This is a genomic window from Coleofasciculus sp. H7-1 (assembly GCF_057473865.1).
In genome coordinates this window covers 153160-171928 of the sequence record NZ_JBYCCT010000072.1, presented here as the reverse complement: position 1 = coordinate 171928, position 18769 = coordinate 153160, and the positions used below count along the sequence as shown (strand labels likewise).

Genomic DNA, 18769 nt, shown 5'->3' with positions numbered 1-18769 from the left:
GGGTATAACTTGGGCAACCCTTCGGTTGTCCATTTCTGGAGAGGATAGCTTCGTATTTTGATGAGTTCCCCCGAACAAAGCCTAAATTTGCACTCTTTCTCAAACCCTGCCTCTGAGGCAGATGTCGAATCGCCTCTCATTTTGGTTGTAGAAGACAATGAAGACAACTTGCTGCTTATGAGCGAAGTGCTACTCGCTCTTGACTGCTCATTCATCACGACTAAGGAGGGTCGGGCAGCTTTATTTATGGCGCAACATTACCAGCCAAAGCTGATATTGTTGGATATCCTCCTGCCTGACATCCACGGCGTAGAAGTTGTGCGTTGCCTCAAACAGAACCCTCAAACGATGACGATCCCCATCGTTGCTGTGACGGCTTTGGCAAGAGCAGAAGACAGGGAAGGTCTTCTGTTTGCAGGCTGCAATGACTACATTAGCAAGCCTTATCTCATTGATGAGTTGGAAGCCCTCATCGACCGCTATCTCAATCAATTTAAAATTGATAATTCTAGATTTACAGATTGAGTCATCAATTGTTGTTTGTCACTTGTTATAGAGACGGGATGCCGCGATCGCACAAGGGTCAGATACACCCTAAAAACCGACAAAAAGCTGCTGAGTGCAAACCATAAATATAAATATATGCTGTGTTAGATGTCTAGCCGAGAATGGGGGATTAATTGCGAACTTTAGGTGCGTTTGCTAAGACAGCAATCTTACCAGTACGACCTGTTTCTAGTTTGGCATCGCTGAGCAGGTCAATCACAGATACGCCAACCACTTCCTCAATTAGCGCTCTCAGTTGTGGCTCAAGCGCTTTTTCTAAATCTGTTCTTACTTGCTCAGCCAACTCTTCTTGACCGCTATTTGCTAAAAGTTGCTCTGGTGGCGTGATGGCATTTTCTAGAATAATGGCGATTTTTTCATCAAAAATTTGACAGGTAATTTGACTTGGTTGATGCCCCAGTTGATCCCGGTATAAAGCTTGGATGCGTTGCGATAGAGTTCTTTCTAGTTGCCCGCGCGTAGGAGAGGAGGTGTTCATAGTTTAAAGATTTTTAAAAAAAAATTATATCATCAGATAGATGATAAATCTATCCGGTTGCCATGTCAAAATATTTAAAAAAAGACTCCCTAAAAGAGAGTTAAATGAAGACAGACTGTTACTAAAATCACTCGGCTGTTTGGGGATAGATGAGAATTTTGTAAGTTTCGGGGGTGGGAGCGATCGCTTGTTCCACCGCAGCGGCTAAATGTTGCAAGGGATAGCGATCGCTAATTAATGTTTCCACATCAATTCGCTGGTTGAATACAATATCTGCTGCCAGATTTTGTATTCGGTAAGAAGAACTATAGCTACCCATTAAATCAATTTCTCGTCGATAGAGAATATTTGGATTAATCGGGATTTCCACTTCATCGGGAAACTCAGCAAAAAACAAAATTTTACCGCCCCGGCGAGTACAATCGAGCGCTTGGAAAAAAGCTTTGTCACTGGGAACTGCAAGCAAAGTCGTATCCACTCCCAAGCCGCTGGTAAGAGCTTTAATTTTAGTTGATAAATCAGGGTCGCGGGGATCGAATGCAGCTTCTGCCCCCACACTCAAAGCTTTCTCTATCCGAGAAGGAATCAAGTCAGTTGCGATCGCTCTAGCACCGAAATACTTCACTAGCATGATAAACATTAGCCCAATTGGACCAGCACCCGTAATCAAAACCGTTTGACCGGGAGCAACCTGGGCTTTTTTAACTGCTTTTAGACAGCAGTTAGTCGGCTCCACAAAACTCGCTTGCTCAAAACTCACATTATCGGGAATCGGAATCAATCCGCCGCTGCGGACAATGTGACCGGGCACTTTCACATAATCTGCAAAACCGCCGCCGCTGGGAGTAAATCCAGCCGTGGTAGTGATGTTTTTGTAAACATCGCACATCGAGAAGTTGTCGTTAAGGCAATAATCGCAGCGCATACAAGGAATATGGTGCATGACCACAACTCGCTGCCCAATTTGCCAGCCAGTCACTTCACTTCCGATAGAAGTAATCACCCCAGCAGTTTCATGACCAAAGATGCGCGGTGGCTGGTAGAGAGGATAGCGAATTTTCTTGATGTCAGACTGACACAATCCCACAACCTTTACTTGTACCAGTACTTCATCGGGTGCAATTTCCGGCGTCGGCACTTCTTCGTAACTGAGCTGATTGACGCCTCTGAATACTTGTGCTTTCATGCTGATTTCTCACTGCTCAACGTTACTATATGTAACATTAGCAGTGAGCATTTAGCTATCAAGTTTCAGATTTTTGTCTGTTGTTAGGTGCCTGTTTAGTACGCAAGTAGGCATTTGGCATCTCATGTAGGGATACCACAAAGCGCACTCCACGAGATGCTGTAACAGTCCAGCAGTTTATTCTGCCTCCAACGGTGAACCATCTAACTCAGATTGCTGACCAGTAGGAGTTGCTAGATTTTGCTCCAAACTTTGGTCAAACATTTGGAAAATTTTGATATCCTCAGATGTCAAATTGCCCTGAATCTGCCCATCTTGAACCCGCAGAATTTCGCCTCGGTGGTCTTTGGCGGTAATCGTTAAAATTCCTCCTTGCTGCCAGAGTCGATACCTATCGCCTTCTAAGCACCGACCACCCTCTGCCGCTCTCCTTGCAAACTTACTCGCCAAGACTTTTTTGGCAATTTGCACAACATCCCGGCTGTACTCATAGAATAAAACCTTGCTGGCGAATTTCTTTACTTCCGCTTTTTCTCCCAAAAAATCAAGTAGTTCCGCAAAAGTCAATTTTCGTTTTTTGTACTTATTAGACTGTTGCCGAACTATTTGAACCATTTCATCTGGGTAGTCGTCGAATAGATCGCTCAGAAAGTCATCTGGTGATTTTGCTTTCAACCCAAGTGGTAAATCTTGTGCTTTAAAGTCCCTTAGATTATTGGTAACAATTACATCAACCTTAGCCGTTACACCAGCAGCAAGGACATGACGGTCTTTAGGGTCATTTGTCATTGTGTCCACTAGCCAGACAGGGACTTCAACCATTGCTTCAGGAAAGGCTTCCTTGATTATTGCCTCAAAATCTCGTGCTTGCTCTACCGTTTTTATGCCTTTAGTCACAAGCTTGTGAGTTGCCTCATCAAGAATTTTCTGCGACCAATATGGTATATACAGACCAGCTTCTGCAATAGAAAGCAGAGTGTCACGCAGGTACATAGGGAACACCACGCAGGCATCTAAGAGAACGCTAAGCTTAGCCATTTAATGCTTGAATTATTCGTCGTCCTCGTATAAGCCAGCTTCCTCGGTCATCTCGATAAGCTTATCCAAAAGCTGACCGCGCTTATTGTCCCGCTGCTCTTTGTATTTCATCAAATCTTCAGAGCGAATACGTCGATGCGTTCCCACTGTAATGTAAGGAATTTCCGCCTGCTCTAATAACTTGATTAGATGGGGGCGTGAGACGTTGAGAATATCAGCTGCTTCTTGTGTTGTTAATTCGCGCTCGTGGGGGACTATGGATATAGCCTGACCCAATGACATTGCATGGACGACTTCACGCAGAACTTGATGAACTGATTCCGGAATGTAAAATTCTTCTCCGTTGCCTGCTACCAGTTTTGCTTGGGACTTTTCAAGGTTTAGTATGCGCTCTAGTTGCTTAATGTAGTTCACCTCTTGTTGGGAATTCATGACTGAATCCACAGGCACAATGTGCTTTAACATGGTGCTTCTCCCGGATAATGATGATATAGCTTGTCCCCTCGCAATACTATAATACATACTACATAAACGAAATATCCGAAAAATTTAATAAATAAATTATCTTTTCGCGTGTAGAAAAATTTACAAATGGTAAATCAAACATTTACAGCTGATGTCTTGGTTGTGGGAGGTGGGACGGGAGGAACCGCAGCCGCTATACAAGCTGCCCGTCGCGGTGCCAAGACAATGCTGGTGAGTGAATTTACTTGGCTGGGGGGGATGCTAACCTCAGCGGGGGTTTCTGCCCCGGATGGCAATGAACTTGCTGCCTTTCAGACGGGGCTTTGGGGTGAGTTTCTGGGGGAATTGCGTTCTCGGCAGATGGGGGGTTTAAACAATAGTTGGGTGAGTTTGTTTAGTTACGATCCGCGTATTGGTGCCCAGGTATTTGCAGATTGGGTACGAGAATTGCCAAATCTACACTGGATTGCGGGGCGACTGCCCTTAGAGGTTTTGCGAAAAGGCGATCGCATCATTGGCGTTCGATTTGCCGATTTCACCGTTCAATCCAAAATCGCCCTAGATGGCACAGAACTAGGAGACTTGCTGCCTCTGGCATCTGTGCCGTACCGCTGGGGATGGGAATTGCAATCGGAGTTTGGCGAACCCAGCGCCCCTCTTTTTCCCAATGAATTGACTCAGCGATACCCAGTGCAGGCTCCTACTTGGGTGGCGATTATGCAAGATTTCGGTGAGGAAGCGATCGCGTCTGAAATTCAACTTACTCCTTCATCTTTTATCCTTCCTCCATCCTTCCAAGGTACCTGGGACCACGGTTGGGAGCAGTTTCTCAATTATGGACGTTTACCGGGGAATCTGTTGATGATCAACTGGCCTCTGTGCGGCAATGACTATGGTGAAGGAGTGGGGCGTCTGGTAGAGTCGGAGGCGGCGCGGCATCAATTTCTTCAAGAGAGTCTGTGGCACACTCAAAGCTTTGTCCGCTTTATTCAAACTAAGCTGGGGCGGCGTTACGGCTTAGCGACTCAAATCTTCCCCTCACTCCTGACTCCCGAATCCAAAACTCAAAACTCTCTAGGTGGGGGTGCTTATGCGCTGCACCCTTACTATCGGGAAAGCAGACGCCTTGTAGGACTCGCTACCGTGCGAGAGCAGGATATCTTGCCAGTGGCGGGAGGAAGGGTCGCACCAATGCCTGTGGATGCTGCTGGGGAGGTGAATGCGATCGCGCTTGGCAACTACCCCAACGACCACCATTACCCCAACTACAATTTTATTCTTAAACCAAAATCAATTCGCTGGGGTGGACGCTGGACTGGCACTCCTTTCACCCTTCCCTACACTTGCCTAATTCCAGAGTCAGTGGATGGACTGCTGGTTTGCGAAAAAAATATCTCCGTCTCCCATATTGCCAACGGTGCCACCCGGTTACAGCCCATCGTCATGAATATTGGTCAGGCAGCGGGGATGGCGGCGGCGCTTTGCGTGCAGCGAAGTTGTCAACCCAGAGATTTACCCGTCCGAGTGCTGCAAGCAGCATTGTTGGAAGATGAGCGATCGCCAGCAGCGATTATCCCTCTGTTCAATTTACCGCGCGATCGCGCCGACTGGCTGCACAGGCAACGGGATTACTTAGATCACCCTGACACCTATCCCTGCGATGGCAACTGCCCTTACCTCGAACCCCAGACGCCTCAGGATTCAAAATACATGGACGATCCCCCACCGTTTACGAAACAGAGAGATGGGGAATCAGCACTCTTTCGTGGCATCTTCCATCGCCATGCCGAGCAAGATTACACCTTCACTTTAGAGGAGACAGCTGCTGGGGGAGAGCAAACCTGGATAGCGATCGCCTTGCGCCCAGAAGTAAACCGGGAACTCCAAACCTGCCTCGATCGGCAGATGCTCTGTGTGTGGGGCTATCTCAATCAATCGGGCAAATGGTTGGTTGTGGAAAAGATTATCGCCGCCGCAGCTACAGCACCCGTTTTTGAGCCTTAAGCATCGTACCTCTAACCCTAAGGCAAAGCAGAATTCGATCGGAACCGACTAAGCTCCGATCGAAATTTTTCCTGGTTGACGATCAAGAACACCGTATCAGGGACTATAACCCTGACACGGACATCTGCTATGCGCCCTTACACCTCTATCATGTTGTTGAGCTTACTATCAATCTCTTCAGGTAATTTTTTGGAGATCGAGTCTGCCTCCGCCTCCGCCAAGCTACTGCCATCCACATCTTCCGATCTAGCCGTATTGATGAAACCTACGAATGAACCGTCTCCGGATAAAGGAACCGGACGCCGAGATGCGTTTGCGCCCAAATATATCGCTCCCGTCTAAAATTATCCTCTATTTAGCCAAATCTGAACAAGTCATAGATCGGCTTTTCACCTGGCGACTGAGGGCGATGAAAGTTTATCTCAAGGCAGCAAACCAATTCCTAGCGGGTTTGTGTCGGTGTCCTTGAGGCACTATTTTTCCAAGTTTGCCTGTCGCGGGAAATTTATTCCCTGACAAAAGCTATATATTATGCCGTCCTTTTCTATAATTAGAGATTATTTACATTTATGCTATCGGGGTGCCTGGAGTTCAATAGTTTCAGCGAGTGAATTGAACTCACTGCGAATGTGGAACCATAAGGTTTTCACCATTTTCACCAAGGAACCAGAGTTTTGTACCCTTGCGATGCGATCACCCCTGATATGAGCAACGACCTGGATCTGATCAAAAGCCTCAGCCCCGGTGCGATGGATCAGATCATGTTTTATCTGGCCTTCAGTGCGATGAGAACCGGCGGGCACCGACACGGAGCCTTTCTGGATGCTGCTGCCACAGCGGCAAAGTGTGCGATTTACATGACTTATTTGGAGCAGGGTCAAAATATCCGGATGACGGGGCACCTGCACCACATTGAGCCGAAGCGAGTCAAAGTCATCGTAGAGGAAGTTCGGCAAGCTCTGACTGAAGGAAAACTGCTGAAGATGCTGGGTTCCCAAGAACCTCGGTATTTAATTCAGTTTCCCTATGTTTGGATGGAGCAGTTTCCGTGGCAACCGGGGCGATCGCGCATCTATAGCACCAGCCTTACCGCTGACGAAAAGCGATACCTTGAGGAAAAACTGCCAAATAATCTGCCGGATGCCCAGCTAATCAACGCCTTTCAGTTTCTGGAATTAATTGAATTTCTCCACAGCCGGTCTCAGGAAGACTTGCCAGAAGAACGCCGCATCCCTTTGAGCGAAGCGTTTGCCGAACATATCAAGCGGCGCTTAATCTATTCCGGCACGGTAACGCGAATTGATTCTCCTTGGGGATTGCCCTTCTACGCCCTCACCCGCGCTTCCTACTCACCCGCCGAGGACGAAGAACGCACCTATATCATGATTGAGGATACCGCCCGGTACTTCCGACTCATGAAAGATTGGGCAGACCGACAGCTGAATGTGATGCGGATACTAGAGGAACTAGATATTCCACCGGATCAAATTGAGGCAGCCATGCAAGAACTGGATCTGGTCATCCGGGATTGGGCAGATAAATATCACCGCGCCGACGGTCAGCCGATGCTTCTACAAATGATTTTTGGCCCAAAAGAAGAATAAAACTTTAGTCACATTTTCGTTAAGCAGGGTGGGCAATGCCCACCCTGCTTCAGTTAGAGGCTACATTGATGAAATTTTTGCCTTAAATCGGGGAAGAGGTAATTGCTCCAGCCGCTTTGCTGCTAGATCGAATTTCTTGGGTGTACTTCTTACAAATCAAATTTAAGTTTCTTGGTGTAGGGGCAATGTATGCATTGCCCCTATAGTTTTATGCTGAATGCGTAGTACAAACAATTTGAAATGAGTATCGCTGCTCGGTTGACCCACATTTGTATAAAGTTTTAACTCCTCATGCAAAAACACAATCGGGATCATTCGCACGCTGCATAGCCAAACAGGTTACTGTAACAATTTTTACAAACTGACTTGGAAATATTTTATAGGAATAATTAAGAAGATTGTAAAAATAGGCGTTATCAAACTGCATGACAGGCAAAAAGAATCTTATTGTTATCGGCAACGGTATGGTAGGGCACAAGTTTTTAGAACTGATGATCGCCAAAGGAGCGGCACAGGAATGGAACTTGATCGCCTTTTGCGAAGAGCCTCGTGTTGCTTACGATCGGGTTAATTTGAGTGGCTTCTTTTCAGGCAAAACTGCGGCAGATTTATCATTAGTTCAACCGGGTTTGTACCAAGAAAATGGAATTGAGATTCATATCGGTGATAAGGCAGTTGCGATTAATCGGGAAGAAAAAACAGTTACATCAGCGAATGGTATAACCATTACCTATGACAAAATTGTTCTAGCAACAGGTTCCTATCCTTTTGTGCCGCCGATTAAAGGAAATGATGCTAAAGGTAATTTTGTCTACCGGACAATAGATGACCTTGAGGCAATGTCTGCCTACGCTAAAAATTGCCAAACTGGTGTCGTCGTTGGGGGTGGTTTATTAGGTTTGGAATGTGCGAATGCTCTCAAAAATATGGGCTTAAAAACCCATGTTGTTGAGTTTGCCCCCAGATTAATGCCGCTACAAATTGATGATGTCGGTGGCAATATCCTTCGCAACAAGATAGAAGAAATTGGGGTTTCAATTCATACCAATAAATCTACAACAGAAATTGTCAGCATTGATGGCAAGGTTGCCAAAATGACCTTTGCTGATGGTGAGGAGTTAGAAACAGATATGATTGTCTTTTCTGCGGGAATTCGCCCTCGCGATGAAATCGCTAGAGGATGTGGATTAGCAGTAGGCGATCGCGGCGGTATTATTATCAACGATTCTTGCCAAACTTCCGATCCAAATATTTATGCCATTGGAGAATGCGCCCTCTATCAAAATCGTATCTACGGCTTAGTCGCTCCTGGCTATACAATGGCAAGCGTAGCGGCAGATATCCTGAGCAAAACGGCGACGAGCAGCTTTATCGGCGCGGATATGTCCACCAAACTCAAACTGTTGGGAGTGGATGTTGCCAGTTTCGGGGATGCCTTTGCCAAATCTCCCGGCGCTAAAGAAATTGCCATTACTGATACCATCCAGGGTGTTTACAAAAAACTGGTTTTAAATGAAGATGGTAGCCATCTTTTAGGCGGAATTTTAGTAGGAGATGCTTCAGCTTACGGTACGCTGCTGCAATTTGTGCAGAATGCGATCGCGCTCCCGCCTCATCCAGAAGATTTGCTGATGCCACCCCGCGAAGGCAAGTCTACTACAGTAGGCATGGGTGTGGAGAGTTTACCCGATACTGCCCAAATTTGCTCTTGCAATAATGTCAGCAAAGAGCAAATTTGTAGCGCTATCCAAGAAGGAAAACTCACTGAGATTGCCAGTGTCAAGAAATGCACTCAAGCCGGGACAGGTTGCGGCGGTTGCGTGCCACTGGTGACAGATATCCTCAAGTCTGAAATGAAGAAAGCGGGGATAGAAGTAAAAAATCATCTCTGCGAACACTTCGCCTATTCCCGTCAGGAACTTTATCACTTGGTGCGTTCTCAAAAAATCCTGACTTTTGAAGATTTAATTCAAAAATACGGGAAAGGTAAGGGTTGTGAAATTTGTAAGCCTGCTGTCGCCTCTATTCTCGCTTCTACTTGGAACGAGTATATTTTGGAAATGCCTCACGTCGGGTTGCAGGATACTAATGATTATTACTTGGCAAACATTCAGAAGGATGGAACTTATTCAGTAATCCCCAGAGTTCCCGGTGGTGAACTAACGCCAGATCAGCTGATTGTGTTGGGAGAAGTTGCCAAAGATTTTGGACTTTACACCAAAATTACTGGCGGACAGCGGATCGATTTATTAGGTGCGCGGGTAGATCAATTACCTCAAATTTGGCAGCGACTGATAGATGCTGGATTTGAATCGGGACACGCTTATGGTAAGGCACTCCGCACAGTCAAATCTTGTGTGGGTAGCACCTGGTGCCGCTTTGGAGTGCAGGATTCTACCAGTTTTGCCATTGAGATCGAACTGCGATATCGAGGCTTGCGATCGCCCCACAAATTAAAATCAGCAGTATCGGGTTGTACCCGCGAGTGTGCCGAAGCTCAAAGCAAGGATTTTGGCATTATCGCCACTGAAAATGGCTGGAATTTGTATGTGTGTGGCAATGGTGGGATGAAGCCACAACACGCAGTTTTGTTAGCAGCAGATATTGACAAGGAAACGCTGATTAAATATTTGGATCGGTTCTTGATGTTCTATATTCGCACCGCGAATCGACTAGAACGCACGGCAACTTGGTTCAATAAACTGGAAGGGGGAATCGAGTACCTGAAGCAGGTAGTTATTGAAGATTCCTTGGGTATTGGTGCTGAATTAGAATCAGAAATGCAGCACCTTGTCAACACCTATCAGTGTGAGTGGAAAGCCACAATTGAAGATCCAGAAAAAGTGAAGCGATTCCGTCACTTTGTCAATTCCGACCAGTCCGATCCCAGTTTAGTTCATGTAGAGGAACGGGGGCAAAAACGTCCAGCTTATGACCACGAGAAGGTTTTGGTTAGTATTTCAGAATAAGCTGACTGCTGCTCTGGTGCATTACCTACAGTTCAAAAAAAACTGATGTTATTTGAAGTAGGAAAAACATACACGCGCTATCAAATTCATTCTGCATTGGGTGGAGAACTTCAAACTTATCTTCCTCAGCGTGCTGGAAAGATTGTGTGTGGATGTTTTAAGCCTACCCTAGACTCAAAAGCTCCTGATGAAGTTCTGGTAGAAGATTCACCAAAAGTGAAACAGAAAGCTGAGATGCTCTGCCAACAAGGAGGCGCTATTCCAGTGTTCCTCAAACTACATCGAGCTAGGTGGAAGTATATGGGAATGTTTCGTGTCAAGAAACATTCCGTAGACCCGGAAGAAATTAGGCGGAAGCAGCAGGAATCAGGCAGAAAGAACATTGCAGCCGTGCTGTATTTGGAACATACATCAAGCGAAGTATACAGTACGGTTCAAATAACAAAATATCGAGTTATTGAGTTAGTTTGAACTGCAATGTGTTGAATTTTTTCTAGCTTTTGCTACAGTCAAACCCTTAATCAATAGGAAAAGAAAATGGTTCAAGCATTACCGATTCGTCAGACAATTGCTACATGGGTTGATATTTGTCCGCTGTCAGCGATCGCGCCCAACACAGGAGTCTGTGCTTTAGTTGAAAATCAACAAGTGGCGATTTTCCGTGTCGGACAAGAAACTGATGTATTTGCTCTAGGCAATTACGATCCCTTTAGTAAAGCGTTTGTCTTGTCGCGGGGAATTGTAGGCGATCGCAATGGCATCCCCAAAGTTGCTTCACCCATCTACAAGCAAAATTTTAACTTGCTCACCGGACAATGCTTAGATGACGAAACCGTAAGCATTCCTACTTTTCCCGTTAGAATCGTTGAAGATAAAGTGCAGGTAGCCGTTAGCTAGTAACTGCTGCTATAAATCATTAAAGAACCCGGTTTCAAGAGAGAAATCGGGTTCTTTAATAGCGATACTATATATACAACTAATGAAAAGGAGTTCTCCTATGCAGTCTACGGTAACTGATGGAGTGCGTTGGACTACTACAGACATAAACCTCTTACCTGAAAACGAAGGTACGCGCTATGAGATTATTGATGGAGAGTTGTTTATGACCAGAGCGCCCCATTGGAAGCATCAACGCACCTGCTTTAACATCTGTCGAGAAGTCGATGCTTGGTCTGTGTCTAGTGGTTTGGGGGAGGCGAGTATTACCCCTGGGGTGCTATTCAGCGAATCAGATAACGTTATACCAGATGTGGTATGGGCTAGCAACGAACGATTAGCCGTTTTGCTAGACGAGGCGGGACATCTGACAGGCGCACCAGAATTAGTGGTGGAGGTGTTGTCGCCTGGTGTAGAGAATGAACGCCGAGATAGAGAAGCTAAACTCAAGCTTTACGCCTCGCGGGGAGTACAAGAGTATTGGATTGCTGATTGGCGCTTGCAACAAGTTGAAGTCTACCGCCGCGAAAATGCGACGCTGAAATTGATAGCAACGCTACTAAATAATGATGAGTTAAGTTCGCCTCTTTTGCCCGATTTTACCTGCACTGTGGCGCGGTTTTTTGTGTAGGAAGGGGAAAGGATGCGATCGCCTATATTACCTCTAGCCTTACAACCAAGTAATTTCTAGGCTGGCATAAGCCTACAATATTGTGCGAACCAAGCAAACACGGGCTTTCCTAATTCTACTTTAGGAAGGGTATGCGATCGCTTCCCTGATTTATTCTTCTCACCGACTGCTGAAAAATCACATTTAGCGGTAGCAAAATTACTGGCTGACGGCGAAATGAAGACGCGATCGCATCCCATCTCACTACATCACCAAAGTGCGATCGCTCTCAACTAAGTCTAAGCCTTCAGGCTGATGTATAGCTGCAATAAAATTTCAACACTTGCGGCATAACTGACAGAAAAAACCTGGCTCTTCCGTAGTTGGTATGCTAAATTTATAGTCAAGAAGCGCCACAAGCTATACTAGCCATGAATTTAAGCCAATTTAGCGTTTATTAAATAGAAAATACAGTCCAAAATCGTTATACCTTGCTAGGTAAGCCTTTCAAGTTTTGGAATCAACTTTTTAGCATACCAAGTAATGAAGAGCCAAAAACCTGTAGTTATGAAATATCATTTGTGCCTTATACCAGGAGGAAAAACAATGTCTTCAAATCAACCAAAGCACGTTGATGCCGTAGGTGCTGACAAGAGTGGCAGCGGTTTTCTTGCCCCGGATGCTGGCCCCGATACCGCACGCGCCGATTATTCTGATGAAGCAGATACAGCGTTTTCTTTCTGGATGAGGTACAGTCAAGCTTCCAAAATCAAAGGTTTTAGGCGATCCTCGTACCTCACTAGCTTCAAAAGTGCTGTATGAATGACGCAAGTCATGATTATGACAACGTTGATGAACCTGTTCCCGATACCTCTGTTGAGGAGTCGAGGGCTAACATTGTCGATCGTCAAATGAGAATTATTGGACGCACCTCAGGGTGACATCGCAAGTGTCATTCACAAAATAAAAATCGGGATGACTGGATTCGAACCAGCGGCCCCTTCGTCCCGAACGAAGTGCGCTACCAAACTGCGCCACATCCCGTTACCATAAAGGCAATCTTCATCCACGATATCACGCTCTATCCCTTTTCACAAACTCACGTCAAAGGAAATTAATTACAAGCAGTAGGAATGCTTGATATTATTAACTCTGTATGACTGAGAGTGGAAAGAGTGGGTTGTGGCTGTTAAACCAGATTGGTTGCGCGTCAAAGCGCCTCAGTGGGAGCGGGTCGGTAGTGTTAAAGAAATTCTGCGGGATTTGGGGCTGAATACCGTTTGTGAGGAAGCCTCTTGCCCCAACATTGGCGAGTGTTTCCAAGCCGGTACAGCGACATTTTTAATTATGGGACCAGCCTGCACGCGGGCTTGTCCCTATTGCGATATCGACTTTGAGAAAAAGCCTAAAGCGCTTGACCCCACGGAACCAGAAAACTTGGCGGAGGCAGTTAGAAGACTCCGACTGAATCATGTCGTAATTACCTCAGTGAACCGGGATGATTTGCCGGATGGCGGTGCGTCTCAGTTTGTCCGCTGCATTCAAGCGGTTCGCGCCACCTCACCGAAGACGACAATTGAGGTATTGATTCCTGACTTGTGCGGCAACTGGGAGGCACTCGAAACGCTCCTCCAGGCAGCCCCAGAAGTGCTAAACCACAATACAGAAACGGTTCCCAGCCTTTACCGGCGGGTGCGTCCTCAAGGAAATTATCAGCGATCGCTCAAACTACTACACCGAACCCGCGAGTTAGCTCCTTGGGTCTACACAAAATCTGGTTTGATGGTAGGGCTAGGAGAAACTGACGCCGAAATCCGCCAGGTAATGCAAGATTTACGAGATGTCGATTGCGATATTTTGACTATCGGGCAATATCTCCAACCCTCCCAAAAGCATTTGAAAGTCGATAGCTTTATAACACCCGCGCAGTTTGATGCGTGGAAACAGTTCGGCGAGTCGCTGGGTTTCCTACAAATCGTCTCCTCTCCCCTGACTCGAAGTTCTTATCATGCCGAACAGGTGCGGGAATTGATGGAACGCTATCCTCGATTCCAGAGTTATGAGTGACCGGAATTCCTCTAACTCAAAACTCAAAACCATCCCCTTGAGCGAAGCGAAGGGTCAAAACTCAAAACTCACTATAGCAATTCTTGGATCGGGTGCTTGGGGTACAACCCTTGCCTCTCTCGCCTCCCAGAACGGTCATCACGTCCACGTGTGGTCGCGTCAATCTTCCATGAGCTTGGAGGCGGTTCTAGAGGATGCTGAAATTGTTTTATCAGCCATCTCAATGAAAGGTGTCGGCGAGGTAGCGGCGAATGTACAAAAAGCTGTCTCTTCTCAGCCAATTTTCGTCACCGCTACCAAAGGGTTAGATCCCGTCACCACCTGCACCCCTTCTCAGATTTGGCAGGCGACATTTCCGACTCGCCCAGTGGTAGTTCTATCGGGACCAAATCTTGCTAAAGAAATTCAACAAGGATTGCCAGCCGCTACTGTGGTAGCCAGCCGGGACGCTGCCGCTGCCTCGTCGGTGCAAGCGGTGTTTTCTTCTCCCAGTTTTCGGGTTTATACCAATGCTGACCCTTTGGGAGTGGAACTGGGGGGAACGCTAAAAAACGTGATGGCGATCGCTGCCGGTACTTGTGACGGGTTGCAACTGGGAACCAATGCCAAAGCCGCTTTATTAACCCGTGGCTTAGCTGAAATCATCCGCATCGGCAACTGCTGGGGGGCACAACCCGAAACGTTTTATGGATTGTCAGGACTTGGTGACTTACTTGCTACCTGCAACAGCAGCCTCAGCCGCAATTATCAGGTTGGTTACAGGTTGGCTCAAGGCAAGACTCTTCCTGAAATTTTAACCGAGCTGGAAGGAACCGCTGAAGGCGTCAACACCGCTTCTGTGCTGATTCAACGAGCGGATCGAGAAGAAATTTCAGTTCCTATTTCTTACCAAGTCTATCGCTTGCTCAAAGGGGAAGTCACCCCGATTTCAGCGGTTGAAGCACTGATGCTCAGAGACAGCAAGCCTGAATATAGCTAAGTTTTAGCCCCTAAAAGCATCTATAGGGAACTCTCTGAGCCAATATTCTTTCTTAACCTTAGGGATTTTTCAGGAAATCCTTCGATCTGTGATGTAGATTAATTTGGCCTTTGACCCAAATCACTACTCTAAGATTGAGCGCTGCTTATACTACCCAAAGATAGAAATCTGAATCCTACTAGAGACAGGTTTTTCTGAAGGTCACGTCGTCCCTGCCTGCATAGCCATCGATAGCGATGAATTCAGCAAGTGTCATGCAGCTAGATGTAACAGAAAGTAACAGAAAGGTAAGCATTCGCTGTTTCGTCCTGGAGGGTGGGAATTCTAACAATAAGTAGTGAAGTGATTAACTGAAAGACTATTCCGGACGCAATTGAGAGATCCCTATGCCAGCCACTCCTTTTTATGCAGATACAGATACAGAATTTGACTCCGAGTTGCCAGACTACAACTTTGGGTCTACCGTGTTGAACGACGATGCTCGACCCCCGGTGGATGATCTCGATAGCCCTGAGATGGAAGGTCTAGATACAGAGTACGGGCGACTTGGCGAGGCATCTCTACGGGCAACTGCTAGCCGTCGTACTACCGATCTGGTTCGGTTATATCTTCAGGAAATTGGTCGGGTTCGGTTACTGGGGCGAGATGAGGAAGTCTCGGAAGCTCAAAAAGTCCAGCGTCATATGCGGTTGCTGGAGCTGAGAAATAATACTGCCAACCAGGCAGATCCAGTGATTCAGCCCTATGTGCATCTGATTGAAGTACACGATCGCCTAGCATCTCAGCTGGGGCACCGTCCTGCTTTGGAACGGTGGGCGACCGATGCGGGTATTGAGCTGAGCAACCTGAAGCCGACATTGGCTGCTGGGAAGCGTCGCTGGGCAGAAGTAGCGGATCTGGCAGTTGAAGAGCTAGAGCGGATTCAGGCTAATGGCATTCGCGCCAAAGAACACATGATCAAGGCCAACCTGCGCCTAGTGGTTTCTGTGGCGAAGAAGTATCAAAATCGCGGACTGGAATTGTTGGATTTAGTCCAGGAAGGAACCCTCGGATTAGAACGGGCGGTTGAGAAGTTCGATCCGACAAAAGGTTATCGGTTTAGCACCTATGCTTACTGGTGGATTCGTCAAGGAATTACTAGAGCGATCGCAACTCAAAGTCGCACCATCCGCCTGCCGGTTCACATCACCGAAAAGCTCAACAAAATTAAGAAAGCTCAGCGCAAAATTTCTCAAGAAAAAGGTCGCACGGCAAGCATCGAGGATATCGGCGTTGAGTTAGAAATGACACCGGAGCAGGTACGGGAAGTTTTACTCCGGGTGCCTCGCTCTGTCTCCTTAGAAATTAAGGTAGGTAAGGAGAAAGACACGGAACTAGGCGACTTGCTGGAAACAGACAGCATATCTCCCGAAGAAGTGTTGATGCGAGAAGCTTTACACCGAGATTTGCAGCATCTGCTTGCCGATCTCACCAGCCGCGAGCGAGATGTCATTCGGATGCGGTTTGGCTTGGGAGATGATCATCCTTATTCCTTGGCAGAAATTGGTCGCGCTCTCGATTTATCTAGAGAACGAGTTCGTCAAATTGAAGCCAAAGCCTTACAAAAGTTGCGGCAACCCAAGCGTCGCAACCGTGTGCGCGACTATCTAGAGTCCTTGGGCTAAAGAGGTAGTAATCCCATTTTCACAACTGCCCAATACTAATTTCTCAAAACCCCCCTTTTTTAAGGGGGGTTTGGTGACTTCAAATATAGTCTTGCAATAGAGAAATGTTCTAATACCCTTTCTCTAGGGGACAAAGAGAAAATCGCCAGTCTAGCGCCAGTAAAGTGAATGGGTATAAACAAGTCAAAAATTAAAGTAGCAATTTTTTTGATAAGTGGGAATGAAAGTTAGGGAGCGGCGAAGAGCGGTAAATACTGCACTCAGCAGGGACAACGCATCAAACTAGATCCCACAACTGATAACTGACACGCACAGCATTGTTCAAAAGGAAAAAGGAAAAAAGCAAAAGATATAATTCTTTACTTTTCTTGTTTCCTTTTTCCTTTTACTTTCCCTGCCTCCTAACCCGGTTTCTTATTAAATATTATTCTCAATAAGCTTCGATTGTTGCAAATATTCTGGGAATTCGCTATTCTTCTCAATAGGGCTACTTTCTTGAGAAGGTCAACATGTCTTTCTACACAGCAACCTCACTCAAGGCTGAACTCAACGAGCGGGGCTGGCGTTTAACTCCCCAACGGGAAACGATCCTGAATGTCTTTCAACATCTTCCCAGAGGTCAGCATCTTAGTGCTGAAGACCTCCACGAGTTGTTGCACAGTGAAGGTGACGACATAAGCTTATCCACCATTTACCGAACCTTAAAGTTGATGGCTCGGCTGGGCATTTTGCGCGAACTTGAACTGGCGGAAGGACATAAGCATTACGAACTCAATCAACCTTACCCGCATCACCATCACCATTTGATCTGTGTTCGGTGTAACAAGACGATTGAATTCAAGAATGACTCGATTTTAAAAACCGGCACCCGAACAGCCAGAAAAGAGGGGTACCACCTGCTTGACTGTCAGATGACGATTCACGCTATCTGTCCGACTTGCCAGCGGGCGTTACTACCCATTTAAAAAGCGAATCAAGTAGGGGTAGGGCGGGATGCACCACTTCCCAACTCAGCCGATAGCTAGCCATTAGCTAATCGCTAATGGCTATGGTTAAAAACGTCCCTTCACGATGTCATCAGCACTGAGACCATAAGCACGCTGGGCAGCTTCGACGGCGGCTTTGGTTTGTGCCTCGAAAACTCCATTTAACGGGCCGCGATAAAAGCCGTTTTCTTTCAGACGCTTTTGTAAGGACACTACATTAAAGCGATCGCTTGTCTTTTTCACCGCCAATACAGTACTTGGTCCAGCGACTCCATCAGCTGTTAAACCTTGCGCTTGTTGAAACTTAATCACGGCGTCTTTGGTGTCTTGATCGAAGTAACCAGTCATGGCACCTTGCAAAATTCCCAGCTGCCGCAACCGTCGCTGGAGTTCTACCACCTCCCGATTGTTACTGCCTAACTGTAGGAACGACCCACTAGAACTACCACTAGAAACTGTATTTTTAGGCGGAGTCCGATCTTCTGCGCCTCCCACTCCCAGCAAAGCTGCCTGGGTATCCGAACCGGCAATCCCATCCGCTGGCATTCCCGCCACTTGCTGAAATCGGTTGACGGCTGCTTTAGTGATCGGGCCATAATAGCCAGTGACCTTTGCCTGAAAATAGCCTTGTTTTTGCAAACGCTGCTGGAGGGCTGCTACCTCCGAGCCGCTGTCTCCTTCCCGCAGGACGCCACTCCTCGGACGTTGGCTGACCTGGGAAGGCTTGCTGACAGACTGCGGACGTTGCCTGAAAGACTGGAAACGTTGGCTGACCTGTCTGACCTGCCGACGTTGGCTGGTCTGCGCCTGGATTGGCTTGCCTCGCTTCTTCTGTAAGGCGGCTTCGGTTCGCGGTCCCACAATGCCATCCGGTTCCAGCCCATTAGCCTTCTGGAATTGGATCACAGCTTCCGTTGTAATCGGACCAAAATTGCCTGTGATCCCTGCTTTGAAATAGCCTAGCTGCTGCAAGCGCTGCTGGAGAGTGGCTACCTCCGAGCCGGTGTTTCCTGGCTCAAGCATTGCTAAAGCTTGAGACATTCCCAAGAGGCTCAGTGAGACAAAAAGCGATAGCAGAGACAAACTCGCTCTACTAGAAAGCTTTTGGCGGTTTAGTCCTTCAAAAATTTTTTGGCTATTCCAGACTAGAGGAAACTCGCTGTTTGTAGATGCTTCGTAGACCAGGGCAAGATGCAGGTAGGCAAGGGTTTCCATA

19 protein-coding genes and 1 tRNA gene are annotated in these 18769 nt (G+C 46.8%); 14 read left to right on the top strand and 6 right to left on the bottom strand.

The window, feature by feature from the left end; translation table 11 throughout:
* The first annotated feature begins 60 nt into the window (after positions 1–60).
* The gene (locus AC2VDX_RS20990; protein ID WP_378184534.1) at positions 61–525 is read left to right on the top strand and encodes a response regulator; all 465 of its coding nucleotides are present in this window, start codon (positions 61–63) and stop codon (positions 523–525) included.
* 151 nt (positions 526–676) lie between these two features.
* Here AC2VDX_RS20990 and AC2VDX_RS20985 read toward each other — a convergent pair whose 3' ends face one another.
* From AC2VDX_RS20985 to AC2VDX_RS20970, 4 genes are all read right to left on the bottom strand, one after another.
* Entirely contained in the window at positions 677–1045 is a 369-nt protein-coding gene (locus AC2VDX_RS20985; protein WP_378184533.1) for a Na-translocating system protein MpsC family protein, read from the bottom strand.
* A gap of 127 nt (positions 1046–1172) precedes the next feature.
* Positions 1173–2231, bottom strand: coding sequence for a zinc-dependent dehydrogenase (locus AC2VDX_RS20980; protein ID WP_378184532.1), 1059 nt, complete (start codon positions 2229–2231; stop codon positions 1173–1175).
* A 177-nt stretch (positions 2232–2408) separates the two neighbouring features.
* Positions 2409–3269: a PIN domain-containing protein gene (locus tag AC2VDX_RS20975; RefSeq protein WP_378184531.1), complete on the bottom strand. Its 861-nt coding sequence runs from the start codon at positions 3267–3269 to the stop codon at positions 2409–2411.
* Positions 3270–3281: 12 nt separating this feature from the next.
* Positions 3282–3734, bottom strand: coding sequence for a helix-turn-helix domain-containing protein (locus AC2VDX_RS20970; RefSeq protein WP_378184530.1), 453 nt, complete (start codon positions 3732–3734; stop codon positions 3282–3284).
* 126 nt (positions 3735–3860) lie between these two features.
* Here AC2VDX_RS20970 and AC2VDX_RS20965 point away from each other — a divergent pair, with 126 nt between their 5' ends.
* The 9 genes from AC2VDX_RS20965 to AC2VDX_RS20925 all read left to right on the top strand — a co-directional run bounded on the left by AC2VDX_RS20965 (position 3861) and on the right by AC2VDX_RS20925 (position 12798).
* Complete coding sequence (locus AC2VDX_RS20965) at positions 3861–5738, top strand: FAD-dependent oxidoreductase (RefSeq protein ID WP_378184529.1); 1878 nt, start codon at positions 3861–3863, stop codon at positions 5736–5738.
* 189 nt (positions 5739–5927) lie between these two features.
* The gene (locus AC2VDX_RS20960; protein WP_378184528.1) at positions 5928–6080 is read left to right on the top strand and encodes a hypothetical protein; all 153 of its coding nucleotides are present in this window, start codon (positions 5928–5930) and stop codon (positions 6078–6080) included.
* Between the two features lie 362 nt (positions 6081–6442).
* The gene (gene hetR, locus AC2VDX_RS20955) at positions 6443–7342 is read left to right on the top strand and encodes a heterocyst differentiation master regulator HetR (protein WP_378184671.1); all 900 of its coding nucleotides are present in this window, start codon (positions 6443–6445) and stop codon (positions 7340–7342) included.
* A gap of 425 nt (positions 7343–7767) precedes the next feature.
* Positions 7768–10311 (top strand): nitrite reductase large subunit NirB, encoded by a 2544-nt coding sequence (gene nirB, locus AC2VDX_RS20950; RefSeq protein WP_378184527.1) that lies wholly within the window; start codon positions 7768–7770, stop codon positions 10309–10311.
* Positions 10312–10356: 45 nt separating this feature from the next.
* A complete protein-coding gene (locus AC2VDX_RS20945) occupies positions 10357–10782 on the top strand; it encodes a hypothetical protein (protein WP_378184526.1) in 426 nt (141 codons plus the stop codon).
* A 66-nt stretch (positions 10783–10848) separates the two neighbouring features.
* Positions 10849–11208 carry a nitrite reductase small subunit NirD gene (gene nirD, locus AC2VDX_RS20940; protein ID WP_378184525.1) on the top strand — a complete coding sequence of 120 codons (360 nt, stop codon included), beginning with the start codon at positions 10849–10851 and terminating at the stop codon, positions 11206–11208.
* Positions 11209–11308: 100 nt separating this feature from the next.
* Entirely contained in the window at positions 11309–11878 is a 570-nt protein-coding gene (locus tag AC2VDX_RS20935) for a Uma2 family endonuclease (RefSeq protein WP_378184524.1), read from the top strand.
* Positions 11879–12463: 585 nt separating this feature from the next.
* The gene (locus tag AC2VDX_RS20930) at positions 12464–12679 is read left to right on the top strand and encodes a hypothetical protein (protein WP_378184523.1); all 216 of its coding nucleotides are present in this window, start codon (positions 12464–12466) and stop codon (positions 12677–12679) included.
* Positions 12676–12798 carry a hypothetical protein gene (locus tag AC2VDX_RS20925; RefSeq protein WP_378184522.1) on the top strand — a complete coding sequence of 41 codons (123 nt, stop codon included), beginning with the start codon at positions 12676–12678 and terminating at the stop codon, positions 12796–12798. Before AC2VDX_RS20930 ends, AC2VDX_RS20925 begins: the two co-directional genes overlap by 4 nt.
* A gap of 29 nt (positions 12799–12827) precedes the next feature.
* Here the strand turns inward: AC2VDX_RS20925 and AC2VDX_RS20920 are convergent.
* Positions 12828–12901, bottom strand: a tRNA-Pro gene (locus AC2VDX_RS20920).
* Positions 12902–13039: 138 nt separating this feature from the next.
* Between AC2VDX_RS20920 and lipA the strand changes: the two genes are divergently transcribed.
* From lipA to AC2VDX_RS20900, 4 genes are all read left to right on the top strand, one after another.
* A complete protein-coding gene (gene lipA, locus AC2VDX_RS20915) occupies positions 13040–13924 on the top strand; it encodes a lipoyl synthase (protein WP_378184521.1) in 885 nt (294 codons plus the stop codon).
* Positions 13917–14903 (top strand): NAD(P)H-dependent glycerol-3-phosphate dehydrogenase, encoded by a 987-nt coding sequence (locus AC2VDX_RS20910; RefSeq protein ID WP_378184520.1) that lies wholly within the window; start codon positions 13917–13919, stop codon positions 14901–14903. Before lipA ends, AC2VDX_RS20910 begins: the two co-directional genes overlap by 8 nt.
* A gap of 386 nt (positions 14904–15289) precedes the next feature.
* A complete protein-coding gene (gene sigC / locus AC2VDX_RS20905; RefSeq protein ID WP_378184519.1) occupies positions 15290–16567 on the top strand; it encodes an RNA polymerase sigma factor SigC in 1278 nt (425 codons plus the stop codon).
* A gap of 509 nt (positions 16568–17076) precedes the next feature.
* Positions 17077–17532 (top strand): Fur family transcriptional regulator, encoded by a 456-nt coding sequence (locus tag AC2VDX_RS20900; protein ID WP_378184518.1) that lies wholly within the window; start codon positions 17077–17079, stop codon positions 17530–17532.
* A gap of 87 nt (positions 17533–17619) precedes the next feature.
* On the opposite strand, the gene AC2VDX_RS20895 is transcribed toward AC2VDX_RS20900, so the two are convergent.
* On the bottom strand, positions 17620–18768 hold the full coding sequence (locus tag AC2VDX_RS20895) for a peptidoglycan-binding domain-containing protein (protein ID WP_378184517.1): 1149 nt from the start codon (positions 18766–18768) through the stop codon (positions 17620–17622).
* Position 18769: the final 1 nt, after the last annotated feature.